This window comes from Afipia sp. GW822-FHT04G07 (assembly GCF_058800765.1).
Window position 1 is genome coordinate 1,970,858 of sequence record NZ_JBXAMP010000001.1, and the last position, 22,665, is coordinate 1,993,522.

At 62.8% G+C, this 22,665-nt stretch carries 21 protein-coding genes and 1 riboswitch (1 of these 22 running past the window's edge); of the genes, 10 read left to right on the forward strand and 11 right to left on the reverse strand.

The annotated features are described in order from the left end of the window. Nucleotides 1-1,923 carry the 3' portion of a peptidoglycan DD-metalloendopeptidase family protein gene (locus tag AC1RKJ_RS09670; RefSeq protein WP_492790840.1) on the forward strand. Its footprint begins 99 nt before the window's first position, so 1,923 of the gene's 2,022 nt are visible here — the last part of the coding sequence; its start codon lies off the left edge, out of view; its stop codon occupies nt 1,921-1,923. A gap of 176 nt (nt 1,924-2,099) precedes the next feature. Next, nucleotides 2,100-3,734 (forward strand): Vgb family protein, encoded by a 1,635-nt coding sequence (locus tag AC1RKJ_RS09675; protein ID WP_492790841.1) that lies wholly within the window; start codon nt 2,100-2,102, stop codon nt 3,732-3,734. A gap of 58 nt (nt 3,735-3,792) precedes the next feature. Here AC1RKJ_RS09675 and clpB read toward each other — a convergent pair whose 3' ends face one another. Then, nucleotides 3,793-6,426, reverse strand: a complete 2,634-nt coding sequence (gene clpB, locus AC1RKJ_RS09680; RefSeq protein ID WP_492790842.1) for an ATP-dependent chaperone ClpB — start codon at nt 6,424-6,426, stop codon at nt 3,793-3,795. A 215-nt stretch (nt 6,427-6,641) separates the two neighbouring features. Here clpB and AC1RKJ_RS09685 point away from each other — a divergent pair, with 215 nt between their 5' ends. Beyond that, a complete protein-coding gene (locus AC1RKJ_RS09685) occupies nt 6,642-7,427 on the forward strand; it encodes an MOSC domain-containing protein (RefSeq protein ID WP_492790843.1) in 786 nt (261 codons plus the stop codon). 4 nt (nt 7,428-7,431) lie between these two features. On the opposite strand, the gene AC1RKJ_RS09690 is transcribed toward AC1RKJ_RS09685, so the two are convergent. The 3 genes from AC1RKJ_RS09690 to metX all read right to left on the reverse strand — a co-directional run bounded on the left by AC1RKJ_RS09690 (nt 7,432) and on the right by metX (nt 10,102). Further along, nucleotides 7,432-8,037: a TIGR02594 family protein gene (locus AC1RKJ_RS09690; protein WP_492790844.1), complete on the reverse strand. Its 606-nt coding sequence runs from the start codon at nt 8,035-8,037 to the stop codon at nt 7,432-7,434. Between the two features lie 204 nt (nt 8,038-8,241). Beyond that, nucleotides 8,242-8,901 carry a methionine biosynthesis protein MetW gene (metW, locus tag AC1RKJ_RS09695; protein ID WP_492790845.1) on the reverse strand — a complete coding sequence of 220 codons (660 nt, stop codon included), beginning with the start codon at nt 8,899-8,901 and terminating at the stop codon, nt 8,242-8,244. A gap of 10 nt (nt 8,902-8,911) precedes the next feature. After that, on the reverse strand, nt 8,912-10,102 hold the full coding sequence (gene metX / locus AC1RKJ_RS09700) for a homoserine O-acetyltransferase MetX (RefSeq protein ID WP_492790846.1): 1,191 nt from the start codon (nt 10,100-10,102) through the stop codon (nt 8,912-8,914). 89 nt (nt 10,103-10,191) lie between these two features. Next, nucleotides 10,192-10,271, reverse strand: a riboswitch (SAM riboswitch). A 194-nt stretch (nt 10,272-10,465) separates the two neighbouring features. Between metX and AC1RKJ_RS09705 the strand changes: the two genes are divergently transcribed. From AC1RKJ_RS09705 to AC1RKJ_RS09715, 3 genes are read left to right on the forward strand one after another with little or no spacing between them, the layout of a single operon-like run. After that, a complete protein-coding gene (locus tag AC1RKJ_RS09705) occupies nt 10,466-11,299 on the forward strand; it encodes a chorismate mutase (protein WP_492790847.1) in 834 nt (277 codons plus the stop codon). Nucleotides 11,300-11,323: 24 nt separating this feature from the next. Continuing rightward, a complete protein-coding gene (hisC, locus tag AC1RKJ_RS09710; RefSeq protein WP_492790848.1) occupies nt 11,324-12,418 on the forward strand; it encodes a histidinol-phosphate transaminase in 1,095 nt (364 codons plus the stop codon). Then, nucleotides 12,415-13,359 carry a prephenate/arogenate dehydrogenase family protein gene (locus AC1RKJ_RS09715; protein ID WP_492790849.1) on the forward strand — a complete coding sequence of 315 codons (945 nt, stop codon included), beginning with the start codon at nt 12,415-12,417 and terminating at the stop codon, nt 13,357-13,359. Before hisC ends, AC1RKJ_RS09715 begins: the two co-directional genes overlap by 4 nt. Nucleotides 13,360-13,362: 3 nt before the next feature. Here the strand turns inward: AC1RKJ_RS09715 and AC1RKJ_RS09720 are convergent, their stop codons facing one another. Further along, the gene (locus AC1RKJ_RS09720; RefSeq protein WP_492790850.1) at nt 13,363-14,541 is read right to left on the reverse strand and encodes a DUF2125 domain-containing protein; all 1,179 of its coding nucleotides are present in this window, start codon (nt 14,539-14,541) and stop codon (nt 13,363-13,365) included. Nucleotides 14,542-14,667: 126 nt separating this feature from the next. On the opposite strand from AC1RKJ_RS09720, the gene AC1RKJ_RS09725 reads away from it, so the two are divergent. Next, nucleotides 14,668-15,252 (forward strand): gamma-glutamylcyclotransferase, encoded by a 585-nt coding sequence (locus AC1RKJ_RS09725; RefSeq protein WP_492790851.1) that lies wholly within the window; start codon nt 14,668-14,670, stop codon nt 15,250-15,252. Between the two features lie 12 nt (nt 15,253-15,264). On the opposite strand, the gene AC1RKJ_RS09730 is transcribed toward AC1RKJ_RS09725, so the two are convergent. The 4 genes from AC1RKJ_RS09730 to ftsE form a co-directional block, all read right to left on the reverse strand. Next, the gene (locus tag AC1RKJ_RS09730) at nt 15,265-16,038 is read right to left on the reverse strand and encodes a lysophospholipid acyltransferase family protein (RefSeq protein WP_492790852.1); all 774 of its coding nucleotides are present in this window, start codon (nt 16,036-16,038) and stop codon (nt 15,265-15,267) included. 29 nt (nt 16,039-16,067) lie between these two features. Beyond that, nucleotides 16,068-16,766 (reverse strand): YdcF family protein, encoded by a 699-nt coding sequence (locus AC1RKJ_RS09735; protein WP_492790853.1) that lies wholly within the window; start codon nt 16,764-16,766, stop codon nt 16,068-16,070. A gap of 135 nt (nt 16,767-16,901) precedes the next feature. Then, nucleotides 16,902-17,864 carry a cell division protein FtsX gene (locus tag AC1RKJ_RS09740; protein WP_492790854.1) on the reverse strand — a complete coding sequence of 321 codons (963 nt, stop codon included), beginning with the start codon at nt 17,862-17,864 and terminating at the stop codon, nt 16,902-16,904. Beyond that, on the reverse strand, nt 17,857-18,516 hold the full coding sequence (gene ftsE / locus AC1RKJ_RS09745) for a cell division ATP-binding protein FtsE (RefSeq protein WP_492790855.1): 660 nt from the start codon (nt 18,514-18,516) through the stop codon (nt 17,857-17,859). The genes AC1RKJ_RS09740 and ftsE overlap by 8 nt, the downstream gene beginning before the upstream one ends. 152 nt (nt 18,517-18,668) lie before the next feature. On the opposite strand from ftsE, the gene AC1RKJ_RS09750 reads away from it, so the two are divergent. After that, nucleotides 18,669-19,553, forward strand: coding sequence for a zinc-ribbon domain-containing protein (locus AC1RKJ_RS09750; protein WP_492792700.1), 885 nt, complete (start codon nt 18,669-18,671; stop codon nt 19,551-19,553). After that, entirely contained in the window at nt 19,554-19,931 is a 378-nt protein-coding gene (locus tag AC1RKJ_RS09755; RefSeq protein ID WP_492790856.1) for a response regulator, read from the forward strand. A 55-nt stretch (nt 19,932-19,986) separates the two neighbouring features. Here the strand turns inward: AC1RKJ_RS09755 and AC1RKJ_RS09760 are convergent, their stop codons facing one another. Further along, on the reverse strand, nt 19,987-21,189 hold the full coding sequence (locus tag AC1RKJ_RS09760) for a multidrug effflux MFS transporter (RefSeq protein ID WP_492790857.1): 1,203 nt from the start codon (nt 21,187-21,189) through the stop codon (nt 19,987-19,989). A gap of 169 nt (nt 21,190-21,358) precedes the next feature. Between AC1RKJ_RS09760 and AC1RKJ_RS09765 the strand changes: the two genes are divergently transcribed. Continuing rightward, the gene (locus AC1RKJ_RS09765) at nt 21,359-22,147 is read left to right on the forward strand and encodes an SDR family NAD(P)-dependent oxidoreductase (protein ID WP_492790858.1); all 789 of its coding nucleotides are present in this window, start codon (nt 21,359-21,361) and stop codon (nt 22,145-22,147) included. A 13-nt stretch (nt 22,148-22,160) separates the two neighbouring features. Here the strand turns inward: AC1RKJ_RS09765 and AC1RKJ_RS09770 are convergent, their stop codons facing one another. Continuing rightward, the gene (locus AC1RKJ_RS09770; RefSeq protein WP_492790859.1) at nt 22,161-22,574 is read right to left on the reverse strand and encodes an antibiotic biosynthesis monooxygenase family protein; all 414 of its coding nucleotides are present in this window, start codon (nt 22,572-22,574) and stop codon (nt 22,161-22,163) included. Between the last annotated feature and the right edge of the window lie 91 nt (nt 22,575-22,665).

Below are 22,665 nucleotides of genomic sequence, written 5' to 3' on the forward strand. Positions count from 1 at the left end.
GTCATCGATCGCCGACGCGTCTCCGTCCAATGGTTCAGCGGCACGATTCTCACCGGTCTGTGCGGCGCGGCTTTGATCGGCGGCGCCGTTTTCGCGTCGCTCGATGGCGAAATGACATTCGCCAAGGTGCCCGAACGTGTCGAAGGCGCGTTGCGCGGTGCATTCGGCGCGAATGACAAGGGAGCTGTCGCGCGCAAAAGCGACCGGCTTCCGCCGCCCAGCGATTCGACGGCCGCGCGCCAGGTGATTCGCGTTTCAACGGTGGCCCGCGCCGGCAACCGCGACGTCATGAAGGTACGCCCGTTCGTTCGAATCGCAGGCAACCTCTCACTCACCACCAGCGATCTCTCTTCCAAGGTCCCGGCCTTCAATGCGCAGCGCATGTTGACCGACGTCGGCAGCGCGGCGCCCGCAGACGGCGACGCCCAGACCGCCGAGCCGGATGCGGAAGTCTCTTTCGTGACGCGCGACCTCGCGTCGGTGCTGCCTCGCGCGAAAATCGCGGCCAATGTCGCGATCGACGAAGTTCTGCTGCGGGTCCGCGACGCATCGAACTGGCGGGGCAACAGCGCCGTGAAATATGCGTCAAGTTCACCGACCGATTTCAAGATGGCCTATGCCGCGGAAGGCACGCCCGATCCCTACGCGGGTTTCGAGGCGCGCGTGGTGCCGGAAAACGTCACCCTGCTTCCGAAAACCAAGGATCAGGCCACCGGCGGGAACCCCTCCAGCGAGCGCATCCACATCGTCAAGAAGGGCGACACCGTACAGACCATCCTGCGCGATATGGGAGCGTCACCGGGCGAAGCGCTGGCCATCGCCAACAATCTCGGCGCGCGCGGCCGCGACGGCGGGCTCAAGGAAGGCCAGAAGCTGCGCATCATGATGGCGGGGACCGGCCCCGGACTTCAGCGCCAGCAACCGGTTCGCGTCATCGTCGCCAACGAAGCCACCATCGAGGCCGTCGCAGCGCTGTCCGATCTCGGCAAATACGTCGCCGTCGATCCCCAGAGCTTCAATACCGTGACCGAGACCGCAAACAGCAGCGACGATGACGAAGATGATGACGGCACCGGCGTGCGGCTCTACCAGAGCATTTACGAGACCGCGCTGCGCAACAAGGTTCCGGCCACCGTCATCGAAGACATGATCCGGATCTACTCCTACGACGTCGATTTCCAGCGCAAGGTGCAGGCCGGCGATTCGTTCGAAGTGTTCTTCGCCGGCGAGGACGAAACGCCGGTCAATAACGAAAAGACCGAGGTGCTGTATGCAGCCCTCACCGTCGGCGGCGAAACCAAAAAATACTATCGCTTCCAGGCGCCGGACGACTCGATCGTCGACTACTACGACGAGACCGGCAAGAGCGCGAAGAAGTTCCTGGTCCGCAAACCCGTCAGCAACGCCATCATGCGCTCCGGCTTCGGCGGCCGCCGCCATCCGATCCTCGGCTACACCAAGATGCATACCGGCGTGGATTGGGCAGCCCCTTACGGAACTCCGATTTTCGCATCCGGCAACGGATCCATCGAGAAGGCCGGATGGGAAGGCGGATACGGCAAATACATCCGCATCAAGCATCCCAATGGATATGAAACGGCCTACGGCCACATGACCGCTTTCGCCAAGGGCATGGAGCCCGGCAAGCGCGTCCGTCAGGGCCAGGTGATCGGCTTCGTCGGCTCGACCGGCCTCTCGACCGGTGCCCACGTCCACTACGAAATTCTGGTCAACGGCCGCTTCGTCGATCCGATGCGCATCAAGCTGCCGCGCGGACGTTCGCTTGAGGGGCCGATGCTGACGAGTTTCGAAGCCGAACGCGACCGGCTCGACACCATGATCAACAACCGACCGGGCAGCAATCGTCCGCAGCCGCAAGCCGCCAAGGGCCAGAAGACAGCGCAGGCCGCGGGCGAGCGCTAAATCCCGGCTCCGTGTTTCCCGACAACATTCCTCAATCTTGAAAGATTGCCGACGCCGGTGTCGCGTGCCGTACCGTGCGTGCATCGCAACGTCGGTTTTCGTTGCCAAGCAGCGCTCGACCCCAAATACTCCCTGCATAAATCCCGGCGCGAAGACGCCAAACAGGGAGGCTTGCCATGATGAACCGATTTGTCGCGAGCGCGACACTCGTGGCCGCACTCGCGGTCGGCACAACCACCGCAGCCTTGTCGCAAGCCTATGAGGTGGCGAAGCTGGTGCCAGGCTCGGCGTTTCACGGCGTTCATGGACTGGGCATCGACAAGAGCGGACGCATGTTCGCGGGCAGCGTCGCAGGCGCAGCGCTTTACGAAGTCGACCGCAGCACCGGCACCGCGAAGATTTCCGTGACCGCCGCCGACGGCGGCATGGCCGACGACATCGCGTTCGCGCCCGATGGCACCATGGCGTGGACCGGGTTCATCACCGGCGATCTCTATGCGCGCAAAGGCGACGGCCCGATCAGGAAGCTCGCGTCCGGTCTGCCGGGAATCAATTCGCTGGCATTCCGCAAGGACGGCCGGCTTTACGCCACGCAGGTCTTCCTCGGCGATGCGCTCTACGAGATCGACGTCGAGGGCGCAAAGCCTCCGCGCAAGATCATGGAAAAGATGGGCGGGTTGAACGGATTCGAATTCGGCCCGGACGACCAGCTCTATGGACCGCTGTGGTTCAAAGGCCAGGTCGTCAAGGTGGATGTCGACAAGGGCGAACTCGCAGTGGTCGCGGATGGGTTCAAGGTGCCTGCGGCCGTCAATTTCGATTCAAAGGGCAATCTTTGGGTGGTCGATACTGCGCTCGGCCAACTCGTGAAAGTGGATCCGAAGACGGGCACGAAAAAAGTCGCAGCCCAGCTCAAGCCCTCCCTCGACAACCTTGCCATCGATGACAAGGATCGCATCTTCGTTTCCAACATGGCCGATAACGGCATTCAGGAAGTCGATCCCGAAACCGGCACGGCGAAACAGATCATTATCGGGCAACTCGCACTGCCCGGCGGCATCGGCGTTGTCACTGACGACGGCAAGGACACGGTCTACATCGCCGACGTCTTTGCCTATCGCACGGTTGACGGCGGCACCGGCAAGGTCAGCGAAACCTCACGCATGCACGCGGACGGCGTCACGCTGGAATATCCGATGAGCGCCACGGCCAAGGGCGATTTCGTCGTGCTGTCGAGCTGGTTCACCGGAACGGTACAACTCATCGAGCGCAAGACCGGCAAGACGGTCGAGATGCTGCACGGCTTCAAGGCCCCGCACGATGCCGTGCGCCTCGGTGATGGCAGTCTTCTCGTGAACGAACTCGGCACGAAATCGCTGGTTCGCGCCAGCGGCGAGCACGGCAAGGATCGCAAGACGGTGGCCGGCGATCTCGCGGGCCCCGTCGGCCTCGTCACTGCGAACGACAACACGGCTTATGTGACGGAGGCCTTCGCCGGGCTGGTGTCGAAGATCGATCTTGCGAGCGGCGCCAAGACCGTCGTCGCCAAGGATCTGAAAGGTCCGGAAGGCATCGCGCTTGCGCCCGACGGAAAACTGATCGTCGCGGAGGTCGGCGCCAAACGGATAATCTCCATCGATCCGCAGACCGGCGCCATTACAGAGCTTGCCGGCAACCTGCCGATCGGACTTGCGAGCGCCGCAGGAACCTTGCCGACGAACATCCCGACCGGCGTCGGCGTCGGCGCGTCGGGCACGATCTACGTGTCGTCCGACATCGAGAACGCGATCTACACGCTGAAGAAAAAGTAGCCCGGCAGACAGCTGTACAAATAGAAATAGCCGGGCACGTTGCCCGGCTATTTTATCTTCAATTCAGCTTGCTCTTGGGCACCGGTGGCGTCTCGGTATCGATCCTGGCAAGTTGACCATTGAAGGTCAGGCCGCCATCGCCCGCCGAGACCGCGACCACTTCACCGTCATGGATGCGTCCGGCCAGGATCATCTCCGCCAGCGGATCCTGCACTGCGCGCTGGATCGCACGTTTGAGAGGACGTGCGCCGTAAGCTGGATCCCAGCCCTTCGCAGCCAGCCAATCGCGCGCCTTATCGTCGAGCGTCAACGTGATCTTGCGATCGTCCAGCAGCTTCGAGAGCCGCTGCATCTGAATATCGACAATGCGGCCCATCTCGGTTCGCTGCAGCCGGTGGAACAGGATGATCTCGTCCACGCGATTGAGGAATTCCGGACGGAAGCTCGCGCGCACGATGGCCATGACCTGATCGCGCACCGCCGACGTATCTTCACCCTCTCCCTGGCTGACGAGATATTCGGAGCCAAGATTTGAGGTCATGATGATCAGCGTGTTGCGGAAGTCGACCGTGCGGCCCTGACCATCGGTCAGGCGGCCGTCGTCAAGAACCTGCAGCAACACGTTGAACACATCCGGATGCGCCTTCTCGATTTCGTCGAACAGCACGACCTGATACGGCCTGCGGCGCACGGCCTCGGTGAGCGCGCCGCCCTCGTCATAACCGACATAGCCCGGAGGCGCGCCGATCAGCCGCGCCACCGAATGCTTCTCCATGTATTCGGACATGTCCATGCGGACCAGCGCGGTCTCGTCGTCGAACAGATATTCCGCGAGCGCCTTGGTCAATTCGGTCTTGCCGACGCCGGTGGGGCCGAGGAACATGAACGATCCGATCGGACGGTTCGGGTCCTGCAATCCCGCACGCGAGCGCCGCACCGCTGTCGATACCGCGGTGACCGCTTCGGCCTGACCGATGACGCGCTTGGCAAGCTGCAGCTCCATCTTGAGCAGCTTCTCGCGTTCGCCTTCGAGCATCCGGTCGACGGGGATGCCGGTCCAGCGCGACACCACCTGCGCGACGTGGCTCGCCGTGACGGCTTCCTCGAGCACGACGTTGCCGGCCTTCTCGCTCTCCTCTAGCGCCTTCAGCCGCTTCTCAAGCTCGGGAATGCGGCCATAGGCCAGCTCACCGGCCTTCTGGAATTCGCCACGACGCTGCGCGTCGGCCAGTTCCTGGCGCGCCTGCTCCAGTTCGCTTTTGACCTTCTGGGCGTCGGACAGCTTGTCGCGTTCCGCCTGCCACTTCGCAGTCAGCGCATCGCCCTTTTCCTCAAGATCGGCCAATTCTTTCTCAAGCCGCTGGAGACGCTCCTTCGACGCGGAATCGGTTTCCTTCTTCAGCGCCTCCTGTTCGATCTTCAGCCGCACGATGTCGCGGTCGATGGTGTCGAGCTCTTCCGGCTTGGAATCGATCTGCATCTTCAGCCGCGCGCCGGCCTCGTCGATCAGGTCGATGGCCTTGTCGGGCAGAAAACGGTCCGTGATATAGCGGTTCGACAGCGTCGCCGCTGCCACGATCGCGGAATCCGTGATGCGGACCCCGTGATGTAACTCGTACTTCTCCTTCAGCCCGCGCAGGATCGAGACGGTGTCTTCCACCGTCGGCTCGCTGACGAACACCGGCTGGAACCGGCGTGCGAGGGCGGCGTCCTTCTCGACATGCTTGCGATACTCGTCGAGCGTGGTCGCGCCGATGCAGTGCAGCTCGCCGCGCGCCAGCGCAGGCTTGAGCAGGTTCGACGCATCCATCGCGCCGTCGGCCTTACCCGCGCCGACCAGCGTATGCATCTCGTCGATGAACAGGATAATCTGGCCGTCGGACCCGGTGACTTCGGTCAGCACGGCCTTCAACCGCTCCTCGAACTCGCCGCGATACTTCGCGCCTGCGATCAGCGCGCCGAGATCGAGGGACAGAACCGATTTGTCCTTCAGGCTTTCCGGCACGTCGCCATTGACGATGCGCAGCGCAAGGCCCTCGACGATGGCGGTCTTGCCGACGCCGGGTTCGCCGATCAGCACCGGATTGTTCTTGGTGCGGCGTGACAGCACCTGAATGGTGCGGCGGATTTCCTCGTCGCGGCCGATCACCGGATCGAGCTTGCCGTCGCGCGCCGCCTGCGTCAGATCGCGAGCGTATTTCTTCAGCGCGTCATAGGCGTTCTCCGCCGTGGCGCTGTCGGCGGTGCGCCCCTTGCGCAGCGCGTTCACGGCGGCATTGAGATTTTGCGGGGTGACGCCGCCCTTGGCGAGCAGAGCGCCCGCGTCGCTGTCCTTGTCGAGCGCAAGCGCCAGCAACAGCCGTTCGACCGTGACGAAACTGTCGCCAGCCTTGTCGGCAGCCTGTTCGGCGGCGTCGAAGGCGCGCGCAGTGGCGGGCGCAAGATAAATCTGCCCTGCGCCGCCGCCGGAAATCTTCGGCATCTTGCCGAGCGCATCCTCGGTCGCTTTCAGGATCGCACGGGAATTGCCTCCCGAGCGGTCGATCAGCCCACCGGCCAGACCTTCGCTATCGTCGAGCAGCACTTTGAGGATATGCAGGGGCGTGAACTGCTGATGGCCCTCACGCATGGCCAGACTCTGTGCCGACTGGATGAATCCCTTCACGCGGTCGGTGTACTTTTCAATATTCATTCGGTGTCCCTCAGCCTGCCATTCCGCCCCGAAGGCACGAAATTAGCATCTTCAATGGGTTTCCGCTGCCGGCGTTGACGTTCCTCAACCCGGAGCGGTGGCCGGTCTGGGCCGGCCTCACGCAAATGTGGGAACCCCGGCACGCCTGCGAAAGAGGCAGGGCCAAAAATTCACCCGCGCTGGAATGGCAGGGTAAATTCGCATAAGGATGCCGGATGTCGAACGCCTCCCCCGTCACCGTTAACGGTATCTATCGCTATCCCGTCAAAGGCCTGTCACCGGAAGCGCTCGACCGCGTGGTCCTTCGCGAGAGCCAGACGCTTCCTGCGGATCGCCGTTATGCCATCGAGAACGGACCCACGGGCTTCGACCCGGCGGATCCGAAGTATTTTCCGAAGATCCGGTTTCTGATGCTGATGCGGAACGAGCGCCTTGCCGGGCTGCAAACGCGGTTTGACGACGCCAGCAACATTCTCGCGATTCATCGCAACGACGCGGAAGCCGTGCGCGGCGATCTGGAAACAGCGAGCGGGCGCGCCGCCATCGAACAGTTCTTTGCCGAGAATTTTACAAACGAGTTGCACGGATCGCCCAGAATTCTCTCGGCGCCCGGGCACAGCTTCTCGGACGTTGCAGCCAAGGTCGTCTCGATCATCAATCTCGCCAGCCTTGCCGTGATCGAAACCCTTGTCGGGCAGCCGGTCCATCCGCTGCGGTTTCGCGCCAACCTTTACGTGAGCGGCTGGCCCCCATGGCACGAGTTCGACCTGATGAACACCACGCTCGAGATCGGCGGCGCACAGCTGCGGATCATCAAGCGGATCGTGCGCTGCGCGGCCGTCAATGTCGATCCGGTGACCGCCGAACGCGATCTGAACATCCCGCAGGCGCTGATGCGGGCGAATGGCCATGCGGATTGCGGCGTGTATGCGCAAGTCATCGCCGGCGGCGAGATTGCCACCGGCGATGCGGTTGTGAGTGAAGAGCCGAAGCTGTTTTGAACGATCAGCTCGTCGGCATCACGTAGGCGTAGATCCGCCCGCGCGAATAGCTCGACTCGGCGACACGGCGGCCGTGGTTGCCCGAGATGACGATCGGGTTGCCCTTGGCGTCGATGCCGCTGACGACGCCGACATGACCGCCGCGGCGGCCACGCGACATCACGGCGATGGCGCCGACCTGCGGGCCGGAAATGCGCTGGCCGTAGCTAGCGAACGAGCGCGCCATGTCCGAGCCCGTGCCCTTATGACCCGAGCGCTGAAGCACCATGTTCATGAAGCGCGCGCACCACAGGCTCGCACGCCCTGTGGGATTGCCGCTGCCGATGTAACGCCGCGCTTCCGCAACGATGTTCGATCCGCCGAAGCTCTGCGGAGCAGAAGTTACGGCAGATGCTTCTGCCGGCGCATGACCGCCGCGCCGTCCATGACGAACGCGATATCCACGATGTTTCTTGATGTGATGCTTCTTGATATGATGCACATGAGCATGACGGCTGGCGCCGTGATGTGGCCTCGCCGAAGCCGGGGTCGCGATTGCGACAATTGCCAGTGAGCACAATGCAACCGCAGTGAGACCAACAGGCCGACGAAACGCGTTACTTACAATCATCCATAGTCCTCGTTACACCCCCATTTTCCATCGCTCCATGCCGGAGCGATATGAGTGAGCGGGCGTATGACGGGCGGGATGTGGCAGAAACAAGACAGCTGCGCGCTGAGCGGCGTTGAGCAAGACTGCTATGCGCTCCGCGATTATCGCACGATAACTTAAGGGCCGGAATCACGCGATTTCCGGACGATTTCGCCGTTCGGCCTAATCGCGGCGGCTCAGCAGAAAAACACCCTGCTCGCCGAACATGTTCCAGAACCACCACGGCGCATTGAGCCGCAGCGGCCTGCCGTAGAGGTCAAGCGCCACCGCGCGCTCCATCTTGACGTTGATCTCGTCGCAGAGCTGCACGAAATCCTTGATGGTGCAGAAGTGGATGTTCGGCGTGTCGTACCACGTCGCCGGAAGATTATCGGTGCGCGGCATCTGGCCCTTGACCAGAAGCTGAAGGCGCATTTTCCAGTGCCCGAAATTCGGAAACGTCACGATCGCCCGGTGCCCGATGCGCAGCAGGTTTTCCAGAACCACGCGCGGCTGGCGCGTCGCCTGCAACGTCTGCGACAGCAAAACATAATCGAACGCATCGTCAGGATAATTGACGAGGTCGGTGTCGGCATCGCCCTGCACGACCGCGAGGCCCTTGGAGACGCAACGATTGACGCCCTCGCGCGACAGTTCGATGCCGCGGCCATCGACACCGCGCTTTTCCAAAAGTTGCAGCAGGTCGCCCTCGCCGCAGCCGACGTCCAGCACCTTCGATCCGGGCGGCACCATCTCCGCCACCAGCAGATGGTCGGCGCGGTAGCCGTTCTCGGTCACGGGCAAAATCGCGGTCGGTTTGAAGGCCTGATCCTGGATGGTCATATGCGCGCTCCTAGGTCAGGCCGTGCGCGGACGCGGCCGATTCCAGGAACGCACGGGAAATCTCGATGAATTCGGGCACGTCCAGCAGGAACGCGTCGTGCCCCCTGTCGGTCTCGATCTCGGCGAACGACACCCGCGCGCTTCCGGCGTTGAGGGCATGCACGACCGCGCGGGATTCCGACGTTGGAAACAGCCAGTCGCTGGTGAACGACACGACACAGAAACGCGTGCGCGTGCCGCGAAAGGCCTCCGCCAGCACGCCATTGTGGTCGGCGGCGATATCGAAGTAGTCCATCGCGCGCGTCAGGTAGAGATAGCTGTTGGCGTCGAAGCGTTCGACGAACGACGAGCCTTGATGCCGCAGATAGCTCTCGACCTCGAAATCCGCATCGAACGAAAATGTCGGCACTTCGCGATCCTGCAATCGCCGCCCGAACTTGCGATGCAGCGCCGCGTCCGAAAGATAAGTGATATGCGCCGCCATGCGCGCGACCCCGAGACCGCGGCGCGGATGGGTGTCTTCCTCGAAATAGCGCCCGCCGCGCCAGTCCGGATCCGCCATCACCGCCTGACGGCCCAGTTCATGGAATGCGATGTTCTGCGCCGAGTGCCGCGTGCTGCACGCCACCGCCAGCGCGGAAAACACCCGCTCGGGATAGGCAGCAGCCCATTGCAATGCCTGCATTCCGCCCATCGATCCGCCGACGACGGCGAGCAGCTTCTCGATGCCGAGGTGATCGAGCAGCATCGCCTGCGCCCGAACCATATCAGGCAAGGTGATCATCGGAAAATCCAGCCCCCACGGCTTGCCGGTCTCGGGGTTCGTCGATGACGGACCGGTGGAGCCCATGCAGCCGCCGACCACGTTGGAGCAGACGATGAAGTATTTGTCGGTGTCGATCGGCTTGCCGGGACCGACGAGCGTTTCCCACCATCCCGACTTGCCGGTGACAGGATGCACGTTCGCAACATGCTGATCCCCGGTCAGCGCATGGCAGATCAGGATGGCATTGGAGCGATCGGCGTTGAGTTGGCCATACGCCTGATAGGCAATCTGAAACGGCGCGAGATCGACGCCGCAATCCAGCCGCAGCGGCTTGTCGGTGCCGAACCGCGCGACCAGCGACGTCGGGTGATCCGCCTCATGCGCACGCTCGCCGGTCGGCGCCGCCGCGTTGTTAATGGGCTTGACGTTTACCATCTTGATACTGGCCTCCTCAGCAGGTCTCGCGACCAACGTCGGAAATCAGGCCATAAAAAAACCCGGCCTGAAACGAGGTTCGGCCGGGATCACTTATGTCCCCGGCCTGTTTAGCGAGTTGTTTAACGTGGCTGCAAGCCGGCCGGCTCAAATGACCACGGAATGGCTAAGTTACTAGTCACGAACGGCCTTTTCGTCAAGCTGCACCGCGGGATGCGAACCGCCCCTGCGGCTGCGCGAGGTCAGAATTGCCAATGTTTTCTTTGCTTTCAGGCGCTCCCCTGCCTATCAATGCGCCAGCCAACCCCCTTTCAGACCGGCCTCAATCGCAGCTTCCAGGCTGCAAACACAAGTCGCGATACCATGACCAAGCCGCCGCCATCGCTGCAGGACCTTCGCCTCGAAATCGATTCCATCGATGAGCAGGTGCATGGCTTGTTGATGAAGCGCGGCGACATCATCGACCGCCTGATCTCGGTGAAGAAGACGCAGGAAGTGGGCTCCGCCTTCCGCCCCGCGCGCGAGGCCGACATGATGCGCCGGCTGGTGCAGCGTCATCGCGGTATGCTGCCGCTCGACACGGTCGAGAGCATCTGGCGCGTCATCATCTCGACCTTCACCTACGTGCAGGCGCCCTTCTCGGTTCATGCCGATCTGTCCGTCGGCGAATCCGCGATGCGGGACTCCGCGCGATTTCATTTCGGTTTCACCGTTCCGTTCGTCGCGCATTTCAACGCTGAAGCGGCCGTGGAAGCGGTGGCGAAATCCAAGGGCGATCTCGCGCTGATCTCCGCGACCGGCAGCCGCTCGCCGTGGTGGATCGCGCTCGAACCCGCCGGCACACCGAAAATTATTGCGCGGCTACCGTTCGTCGAGCGCGCCGACCATCCGGCCGCATTGCCGGTGTTCGTCGTCTCGCGCGTCGCTGCGGATGCGATGGTGACCGAAGTCGAGATGTGGAGCGTCCGCGTCTCCGGCTGGAGCGCGGATGTCGCCCGCGCGTTGTCGCCGTTCTCGGAAATCATTGCCGTTCCCGATACCGCATCCGACGGCGCGGCACTGCTGATCTCGGTTCCGGGCCCGGGCGGACTTGCGAAAATCACCGCCGCGCTGCTTGCGGCAGGGGCTTCGGTGCGCTCATCGGCTCTCGTCGGGAGCCATGCAACGCGCTATACGGTCCCGCAATCCAAAGCCTAAGTCTTCATTTCGGAGTTTAAGTCGATGTCACGCCCTGTGCCGAAGCCAGGCATTCTCGATATTGCGCCCTACACGCCCGGCAAAAGCGGCGCGGGACTGAGCGGCCGCGTGTTCAAGCTGTCGGCGAACGAGACCCCGCTCGGACCGTCGCCCAAGGCCGTCGCCGCCTACAAGGCTGCCGCCGATCATCTGGAAGATTATCCGGAAGGCACCTCGCGCGTTTTGCGCGAAGCCATCGGGCGCACCTACGGGCTCGACCCGGATCGCATTATCTGCGGCGCGGGCTCCGACGAGATCCTGAACCTGCTCGCACACACCTATCTCGGCCCAGGCGACGAGGCGATACACACCACCCATGGCTTTCTCGTTTATCCGATTGCCACGATGGCGAACGGCGCGACGAACATCATTGCGCCGGAGACAAACTTTACCGCCGATGTCGACGCGATCCTCGCGCTTGTCACGCCGCGCACCAAGCTCGTCTGGCTGGCCAACCCGAACAATCCGACCGGCACCTACTTGCCGTTCGACGAGGTCAAGCGGCTGCGCGCGGGATTGCCGCCGCATGTGCTGCTGGTGATCGACGCCGCCTACTCCGAATACGTTTCGCGCAACGACTATGAAGCCGGCATCGAGATGGTCGCCACCACCGACAACACGGTGATGACGCGGACCTTCTCGAAAATCTACGGCCTCGCCTCGTTGCGGATCGGCTGGATGTACGGCCCCGAAAACATCGTCGATGCGGTCAACCGCATTCGCGGCCCGTTCAACGTCAGCACCGCGGCAATGATGGCCGCGGTCGCGGCCCTTGAGGACACGGCGCATCAGGACATGTCCCGTGTGCACACCGAGAAGTGGCGCGAATGGCTGACCGACGAGGTCGGCAAGCTCGGACTTCAGGTGACGCCAAGCGCAGCCAACTTCATCCTGATCCATTTCCCGCAGGAGAAGGGCAAGACGGCCGAGGACGCCGATGCGTTTCTGACCAAGCGCGGCCTGATCCTGCGCGCGCTGAAGAACTACAAGCTGCCGCACGCGCTGCGCATGACTGTCGGCACCGAAGAAGCGAACAAGCTCGTCGTCGCAGCCCTGGCCGAATTCATGGGGCGGAAGTGAGCGCCGAACCTCACTTCGGGCGGATCGCGCTGATCGGCTTCGGCCTGATCGGCGGTTCGATTGCGCGGGCGGCACGCGCGCAAAAGCTTGCGGGAGAGATCGTGACCACCGCGCGCTCGCCGGCAACCCGCGCGCGTGTCCAAGAACTCGGTATCGTCGATCGCGTGGTCGACACGAACGCGGAGGCGGTGAAAGACGCTGACCTCGTTATACTGTGCATTCCGGTCGGCGCCTGCGGGCCGGTCGCGGAGGAGATTGCGCCATATCTCAAACCGGGCGCCATTGTCTCCGACGTGGGCTCCGTGAAGGGCGCTGTGGTGCGCGAGATGTCTCCGCATCTCCCAAAAAACGTCCACTTCATCCCCGCGCATCCTGTCGCGGGCACCGAGTACTCCGGTCCCGATTCAGGCTTTGCCGAATTGTTTATCAATCGCTGGTGCATTCTCACACCGCCGGCCAATGCGGACGCTGCCGCCGTCGAAAAACTTGCGGGGTTCTGGCGCGCGCTTGGCGCCAATGTCGAAACCATGGGCGCTGATCATCACGATCTGGTGCTCGCCGTCACCAGTCATCTGCCGCATCTGATCGCCTACACGATCGTGGGCACGGCCGACGAACTCGAGGATGTCACGCAGGCGGAAGTCCTGAAATTCTCCGCCGGCGGCTTTCGCGATTTCACGCGCATCGCGGCGTCCGATCCGGTGATGTGGCGCGACGTGTTTCTCGCCAACAAGGATGCCGTGCTGGAAATGCTCGGCGCGTTTCAGGAAGATCTCTCGAAACTCACCCGCGCGATCCGGCGCGGTGACGGCGAGGCGCTGTTCGAGCATTTCACGCGAACCCGCGCCATCCGCCGCGGTATCGTTAACCTCGGTCAGGAAACCGCCGACCCCGACTTCGGGCGCAAGCACGCAAACCTGCCGAAGAAGGCAGACCAATAGCCGTCAGAACAGCGGCGCGGTCTGCGCGATCCGCAACGGCCCGATGGAAATCACACCCTCGGTGAACTTCAGCGGAAAAGCCCGCGCAGGCTTGCCTTCCAGCGTGGAGGCCTGACCGAGCAGGTTGATCCCCGCAACCACACCCGCATTGGCATTCTTGCGCGCGACATTGCCGAGCCCCGGGATCATGCGGTCGAGCGCGCCGATCACCTTGTTGACGTCCTGCGCGCTGATGCCGGGCGCGACCCGATCGACCGTCGACTGGGGCACGCCATCCATCAGCAACTTGTCGATGCCGAGTTGCGACACGATCCGCTCGAGACCCGCGACCGTCATCGTCAATTCGCCGTCGAGATAGCCGCTTGGTGTAATGCTAAGTGAACCTGCCGCCACCGCGATGGTCTCGCCCTGCTGGACCCGCGACTGGGTGAAATCCAGACGCCCGCCCGCAGCCTGGATTTCCCGGAAACGCTCGGGCCACGGCTTCGGTGCGAAATCCTTCAAGCCGCGCAACAGCGCGCGAATATCGGCATCGAACGGCTCGGCCATGACGGGATGCAATCCCTGCAAACTTGCCGCCGTCAGTTGAAGCGCGGTCTCCACCACCGGATTGTCGGAGATCGAGCCTTCCAGCAGCCGCGTATGCAACTCAAGATGCTTCGCGCGCAGCAGAGGTGTCTGGACTCCGCCGCTGACGCGATCGAACGCCGGATCGTCGAACACCGTCGAAATCCGCTGCGGCGTCGGCAGACCGGATGCGCTGGCCCGCCCCGTGGTCCAGCTGGCAACGAAAGACGACGTCTCGCGCTCATTGCTCACGATCGCAGGGCCGGTAAATTCGGCGATGATTTTTGTCGGGTCGTAGACCTGCGCGACAACCAGAATGTCCTTCAGCTTCGCGATGAGCTGGGTCCGGTCGGCGGTCTGCGACGTCAGCGTCACCACCGGATTTGCGCAACGCACCTCCATGCGGAAGGGAAAGCCAGAGACCGAGCGATTGGCGCATTCATAGGCGCGGCCGGATTTCGCCTCGCGTGTGCGCCATTCGTCGAATTTTTCATCCACGTGAGAGGCCGCGTAGAACCAGAATCCGCTCCACGCCGCAGCCGCGGCGAGAACCAGAACCGGCATCACGAAAACGGGCCAGAGACGGCGGCGAGGTGCGATAGGAGATGTCGGCATGGCAGAAGCTAGATCACCTGAATCGGGCAATTGAAAGATGCACTGTTCGCGCAAATCCCATTGATGTCCATATAGTTGCATGCGCGAAGACAGACTGGTAGGCGTGATCGACCAGGTGACGCAATCATGGCTGCTAAAATCCTTTCCGAGCAGGACTTCCCCGACGATGATCTGTGGGTGTTCGGTTATGGGTCGCTGATCTGGAAGCCGGGCTTTGCCTTTCTCGAACAGAAGCCGGCCCGGCTCATCGGCGAGCACCGCTCGCTCTGCATCTATTCAATGGTCCATCGCGGCACACCCGAAAAGCCTGGGCTGGTGCTGGGACTGGATCGCGGCGGAGCCTGTCAGGGCGTTGCATTCAGGGTGGCGGCGGCCCGGCGGAAAGAGACCGTCGACTACTTGCGCGAGCGCGAACAGGTGACCGGCGTATATCGCGAAGTCATGCGCTCGGTCTGGCTTGAGGGCGATGCACGTCAGCGCGTCAGCGCGCTGGCCTATGTCGCCGACCGCAGCCACGATCAGTATGCGGGCCGACTGACAATGGACGACCAGTTACGCCTGGTGCGCCAGGGACACGGCGCCTACGGACCAAACGACGAGTACGTCATTTCGACAGTGCGCGCGCTGGAGGCGCAGGGCATTCGCGATACGCCACTGCATCGTCTTGCCGTGCTGCTGCATGGCGAGGGCGCGCTACACCGCCACCCCTGACCGAACGCCAGTTCAGGATTGAGGAGCGACGACCGGCGCGGAGAAACCGATCAGCCTGACCTGTTCCTCGCGTCCTGCCTTGACCAGCCTGTCGGTCGCCTCTTCGATGACAGCCTGAAGGCGCGCGGTAAATTCCTGACGCTTGAGGCCCGGCGGAATCGGGTCGAGAAACTCGACAACGAGCGTGCCGGGATAGCGCATGAAGGTCCGGCGCGGCCAGAACAGGCCGGAATTCAGCGCGACGGGAATGCAGGGCACGCCGGCTTCGCCATAAATCAGGCTGACGCCGTTTTTGTAATCGGGCGGCGCGCCGACGGCCCGCCGTGTTCCTTCGGGATAAATCAGAAGCTGCCGGCCACGCTTGGTTTCGCGGGCCGCGCGCTTGGTAATGTCGATCAACGTGCGTCCGCCGGCCTTGCGGTCGACGCCGATCATGCCGGCCTTGCTGAGGTACCAGCCGAACAACGGCAGCCACAGCAGTTCGCGTTTGAGAATGTAAAGCGGCTCATCGAAAAACTGCAGCAGCGCGAAGGTTTCCCACGCCGACTGATGTTTGGAAGCAGCAATCAGCGGCCCTTTCGGAATTTTCTCGCGGCCACGATATTCAACCTTGGTGTTGCAGATGATCCGCATCCACCAGATGCTGGTTCGCCCCCAGTTGGTCGCAATCCAGACGATGCCCCAGCGCGGCATGACATAGGTCGGAATTCCGAGCAGCACCCAGAACGCGAGGTTCAGATAGAAGACGATATTGTAAAGCAGCGAACGCAGAAAAACCGAAACCATCGATAAACCCGAATGTCAGAACCAGACCACTAGTTGGCGGACGCGGTCGCCGGCTTGTTCGGCGCTGGCGGCAAACCGACTTCCGGAATACCGCCCTGCCCCAAGCCACCGAAGGCGACCCTCATCTCGGCAAAAAGATACTTGCCGTATTCCGATAGCAGGAGGCGCAGCGCAGCGCCACTCGTCCACCACGGCTCCTCGCGCCATTTGTCCCCGACCACGGCGAACGGCACGAGTTCGATGTCCGGCATCGCGTGGGACAATTCCACGATCGCACGCGGCATATGATAGTTCGATGTCACCACGATCAGGGAATGAAAGCCGCGCTCGGCCGCCCAGCGTCGCGTCTCCGTCGCATTGCTGCGGGTGTTGACGGCGGAACGATCCAGATCGACGCAGCAGCCGAGCAGGCGCTGGCTGTCCGGTATGGTGCGCTGGATATCGCTGTAGCCATTTGTGGGGTGCACGCCGGAAATCAGAAGCCTGCGTCCATAACCTGCCGAGAGCAATTCGATCGCGTCGGAAACGCGCGACGATCCACCGGTGAGGACCACGATGCCGTCTGCATTACGCGGAGGCTTATCCTCGGAGGGCGGCACCTTCGACAGAAAATCGACGAACCCCAACCCGACGAACAAGAGAACCGCGAAGACGACAAGCATCGCCACGCGTCGGCGCAGGCGCGGATGCGTCGGTTTGCTGTCATGGCTGCGGGACGTCTCGGGCAATCTCAACTCGCTCGGTCACATCGTGTTGCTGTCAGTCTATCGCAAAATCCGGCACGGCTGTGGCCTCAAAACACTGCTCAACCATGTTTTGATCAGTCGCCGTGAGCCGATCGGGCAACAGCATTCGGGAAGGGCCTAGTCGATCTCTTCAAGGGTCGCAAAAAGTGTCCGCCGCGACGCCCATGCGGTGACGGCGGCGATCATGACGGTCTGGGCCGCGAGGGCGAGATACCCCGAAGCCGGCAACGCGAACGTTCCCAGCAGGGCGGCGAACTGGTCGCCGACCGGCGTGCCCGAGAACCAGCTGGCGATGGATTCCGAGAAGCCAAATGTCAGCATCGCAGCCAGTCCGCCAATAATCCCGCCTTCAAGGCCAAGCCGCAGGAAATGGCGCAGGAAGCGATTGGCGATATAGCGATCCTGCGCGCCCACGAAATGCAGCACCTCGACGATCGGCCTGTTGGCCGCCATTGCGCCCCGCGTGGCGAACGACACCGAAATCACGGTCGCTACGATCACGAGAATGAGAATTCCGGTCCCTGCCAGAACGATGGCCCCCGTCATCGACCGCATCCGCTCGATCCAGGCGCGGTGATCGTCGATGCTCGCGGACGGCGCGGCCTGGGCGACAGCCTTGCGCAACACCGCAAGGTCGGGAGCCGCGCCCGGTGCAATGCGTACGACGATGACACGGGGCACCGGCAGATCGCTCAGCGACAGTCCGGTGCCCAGCCAGGGCTCCAGCAACTTGGCCGATTCATCCTTGGTATAAGGCCGCACCTCAAGAATACCCGGCACCACCCGCGCGGCGTCGGTGACGGCGCGAACATCGCGCTCGATGTCGCGCCCCGGAGAAGGCCGCAACTGGATCGTCAGTTCGCTGGCGACATCGGACTGCCACTCGGCCGCGGATGCGCGCACCAGCAGCACCGCCCCTGTCGTCATCGACGCCAGGAACGTCATGATGGCGACGACGGCAATCAGCGCACGCCCGGCAATCGATCCGCGCGGAACGATCGGCGACAGGTTCCGCGCATTCGCAGCGACCTCCGATGTGCTGTCGCCGAGATCCATCATGTTTTTGCGCTCGTCAATCATAGATATGCAACCGCGACTCATGCAGCACCATGCGTCGCGCCTCATATTGATCCATCAGCGCGATATCGTGGGTCGCGATGATGACGGCGGTTCCAGACTTGTTCAATTGAATGAAGAGGCTCAGCAGCCGCCGCGCCAGCGAAGGATCGACGTTGCCTGTCGGCTCGTCGGCCAGCAGCAGTTGCGGCCGCGCGATCACCGCGCGCGCGATGGCCGCGCGCTGCTTCTCGCCGCCGGAAAGAATCGGAGGCAGCGCATCCATCCGCTTGCCGAGACCGACCCAATTGAGCAGATCGATAACTTCCTTGCGATAACTGGATTCGCTGCGCCCCATCACGCGGAACGGCAGCGCGACATTTTCATACGTCGTCATGTGATCGAGCAGCCGGAAATCCTGCAACACGATGCCGATGCGCGAGCGCAGTTGGGCGCGCGAGTCCTTGTTCAGCATCGACACGTCGTTGCCAAACAGATTGACCAGTCCGCGCGTCGGCCGCAGCGACAGGAACAACATGCGCAGCAGCGACGTCTTGCCGGCTCCGGACGGTCCGGTGAGAAACTGGAACGAGCGGGCCGGAATCTGGAAGGTCAGGTCGCGCAGAACCTCCGGGCCGAGCCCGTAGCGCAAACCGACATTTTCGAACCGGACCAAGCTCAGCTCCGTTCGAGAGGGCCGCCGGACACGGCGGTCCCCGGACGGCCGATTGGGCGAATACCGTAAAACGCTTGTGCGTCCGTTATGGTTTCCGATTCGTTAACGGACGCCGGATAGCTTTGGGGCGCTTTCACTTTGGCGATTCGTCCATGCACATTGTCTGTCCCCATTGTACGACATCCTACGCGGTCGATCCGGGCAATTTCCCCGAGACCGGACGCCGGGTCCGCTGTGCCCGATGCCACGAAATCTGGCTGGCGACGCCACAGGAGCTGGCTTCGGCCAACGCCATGTCCCGGCCCGGGATGGAACCCGCCCGCCCGGAAGCCGGCTTCGAGCCGAACGATGACCCATCGGGCGACTGGCAGGACAACCACACCCCGCACATCGACAGCCCATCCATAGCCGCCGAATGGACCGAAGCCGAGACGACGCGGCCAGCCGCCGAAGCCGACCCCTACTGGTCTTCACTGGCCCAGCAGGACGCGATCACCGATGCCGTTCCGGCCAAATCCCGCTCACGATTCAAGGGCGTTGGCCGGTCCATCGCGCCATTCCTGAAGCCCGCAAACTGGGCCCAGGCACTGCCCGGCGCACTGACGCTGCCAACCGCCTGCCTGGCGCTCGGCGCAATCGTTTTTGCCCTCCTCGCCTGGCGCGCCGATGTGGTGCGCGCGATGCCGCAGACTGCGACCTTCTACAAAATGATCGGCATGGGCGTGAACCTGCGCGGCCTCGCCTTCGAGGATCTCAAGATCAGCACTGAGATGGTGGACAACAAGCCGGTGTTGTTGATCGAGGGCGCACTCATCGATGTCGCGCGCAGGTCAGTCGAAATTCCGCGCCTGCGGTTCATCGTGCGCGACGCCAAAGGCGCAGACATCTACGCCTGGAACGCGGTGCTGGAGCAGCCGGTGCTCAACCCCGGCGAAAAAGCCTGGTTCAAGACGCGGCTGGCATCGCCGCCCGCGGAAGGCCGTGAAATTGCCGTGAGGTTCTTCCACAAGCTGGATGTGGGCTCCGGAGGCACCTGAATGCCGCGCGTTCTCATCGCAGACGACGAAGAGTCGATGCGCCTGCTGGTCGCGCGGGCGATCGCCATGGACGGCCATGAGGTCGTGACCGCGGAGGACGGCGCCGAGGCACTGGAGATTCTGACACGCGAAAGCGGCGCATTCGACCTGCTTCTGACCGACATCAAGATGCCGGTGATGGACGGCATCGCGCTGGCGCTGGCGGTGGCGCGTGATTTTCCGCGGTTGACCGTTCTCATGATGACGGGCTTCGCCGATCAGCGCGAGCGCGCCTCAGGGCTGGACGCCATCGTCCACGATGTGATCACCAAGCCATTTGCCGTCGCGGACATCCGCACCGCGGTGGCGGATGCATTGGCATCGCGGAAAATCGACTGACCGTCATTAATTGACGCGTTTTCTTTACACGAACCGGTCTTCACTTCGCTCCATGCTATTCCGCCAGTTGTGGCGCGACCTTGCCCGGCCGTAATGTCAGCCGCGTCAGAATGAATGCCGCAACCGCGCATACCGCGATGGTCGCCACCATCGGCAGCGAGGTGCCGTTGAAGAATGCGCTGGCGACGACAATCATCACCGCGCCCGTGACCATTTGCAGCGTACCGCCCAGTGCTGACGCCATGCCCGCGATCGGCCCGTGTTCCTCGAGCGAAAGGACCATCGTCGACGGGATCACCAGGCCGAGCCATGCGAACGCGCAGAACAACATCACGATCAGAACAGCGAGATTATCGACGCCGCTCGCGATGACGACGAACAGCGCGACCGAAAACGCCGCGTAGCAACTGACCGCGACCGAGACGACTCGCGCGATCCCGAAGCGCCCGGCGAGATAGCCGCTGAGTTGCGACGCCCCGATGAAGCCGATGGCATTGACGGAGAATGAGAGGCTGTACTGCGTCGGCGTCAGGCCGAAATGGCCGATGTAAATGAATGACGAACTGGCAAGAAACGCGAAGAAGCTCGCCATGCCAAAGCCGCCGATGAAGGTCAGCCCAAGAAAGCGCCAGTCGCGAAACAATTCGCCGAATCCGTCCAGCACGCTGCGGACGCTGACCTGAATTCGCTCCTCCGGCGGCCGGGTTTCAGGAAGCACGAAGGCGACCAGCAGGAACGACAGGAGCGCCGCGACGGTGACCGCCACAAATACTGAGCGCCAGCCGAACGGCACAATCAGGCCGCTGCCGACCAGCGGCGCCAGAATCGGCGAGACGCTGAACACAAGCATGACCAGCGACATCAGGCGCGTCGCGTCGACCCCGGTATGCAGATCACGGATCACTGCCCGCGGAATCACCATGACCGCCGCAGCGCCAAGACCCTGCAGGAAGCGAAACGCAATCAGCCACGTGATGCTGGGCGCCAGACCGCAGCCGATGCTGCCGAGCGCAAACACCACGATTCCGAAATAGAGCGGCGGCTTGCGGCCGACCATGTCGGACACTGGCCCATATACAATCTGGCAAACACCGAGCGACACGAAAAAGGCCATCAGCGTCATCTGTGTTGCCGCAGTGGAGGCGTGAAGATCCGCGGCGATCGCCGGCAGCGCGGGCAGATACATATCGATGGCGAAGGGTCCGATCGCGGAGAGCAGACCCAGCACGATCGCGTTCTTTGCAAAATTTGATGACATGACGTGACGTATCCTGAATATTCTTGGCGATTGTGTGGGCGGCCTGCCGGTCAGTCCGCGCGATGGGTCAGCAACCGGTCTCGGGTCGCATCGAAGAGGTTGTGAGGCCGCCCGAAAAATGGTCAATGCCATGGTGATCGATGGCATCAAACAAGAAACGGAACGGGACATGGCGAAAGAACAACAGAAGATCGCGCTGGTGACGGGCGCCGCACGCGGCATCGGCCTCGCCGTGGCTAAACGATTTCTGGCCGAAGGCTGGCGCGTCGTCCTGCTCGACATCGAGGCCGAACTTCTTGCCCAGACTTACAAGACGCTGGCCGCACCCGACACGACACTGGCGATCCATTGCGATGTGTCGGATGCCGATGCCGTCGCGGCCGCGTTCAAGCAAGTCGTGCAGCATTTCGGCCGGCTCGACGCGCTTGTCAATAACGCCGGCATCGCGATCTTCAAGCCCCTGCTGGAAACCACGCAGGCCGACTGGGACCGCGTGCTGGCGGTGAACCTGACCGGGCCGTTTCTGTGCACACAGGCGGCCGCGCCGCTGATGCGCGAGAACGGCGGCGGCGCCATTGTGAATATCACATCGATTTCCGCGCTCCGCGCCTCGACCCTGCGCACCGCCTACGGCACCAGCAAAGCCGGCCTCGCCCATCTCACCAAACAGTTCGCCGTGGAGCTTGCGACGCTGGGCATCCGCGTCAATGCGGTCGCGCCCGGCCCGGTCGACACTGCGATGGCCAAGGCGGTCCACACGCCCGCGATCCGCGCCGACTATCACGACACCATTCCGCTCAACCGCTACGGTCTCGAGGAAGAACTCGCCGAAGCGATCTTCTTCCTGTGCAGTGAGCGCGCCAGCTACATCACCGGCCAGATGCTGTGCGTGGACGGCGGATTCGAAGCGACCGGCATCGGCCTGCCGACGCTGCGCGGAGAAGGCCGCAACGGCTGAGAGCAAGCCGCATTCACGATCTCCACCGCGAAGACGCTCGTGCAGCAGCGTCTCCTGTGTGCGCCGTTCCGCGGCGCTCGGTTCGGCGCGCGCGACTGGACTCAACGCGCGATTGGCCCATGCCATCGGTAAGACCCACGATTCGCGCTTGATGCTCCGCAAACATCGGCGTTGCCGTCCAGCTCTCGTAGTGATCTTCCGTCTCGAACACGCTGATGAGCAGAGCCGAGCTTCCATCCACATCGCGATAGACCCGGCCGCCGTGAAATCCGGGAACCGCGTCCGCGAGACGATTGCGCGCGGTTTCCAGAAAATTTGCAAGTTCGTCGAGTTTCCCCGGCTTGGGCGTGAAGCTGTTGATGAGCACGAACGGCCGGGATGGGCTGTCCTGCGATTGAATTCGGTCCTGATATGTCGCGTCTGGCATGGTTCCATCTCTGATTGTCGGTCGGCCCTTTCGATCATCGAAGCATACCGCTTGCGGCGACCGTGCTCGTAGCCTAGAACCTCAACCATAG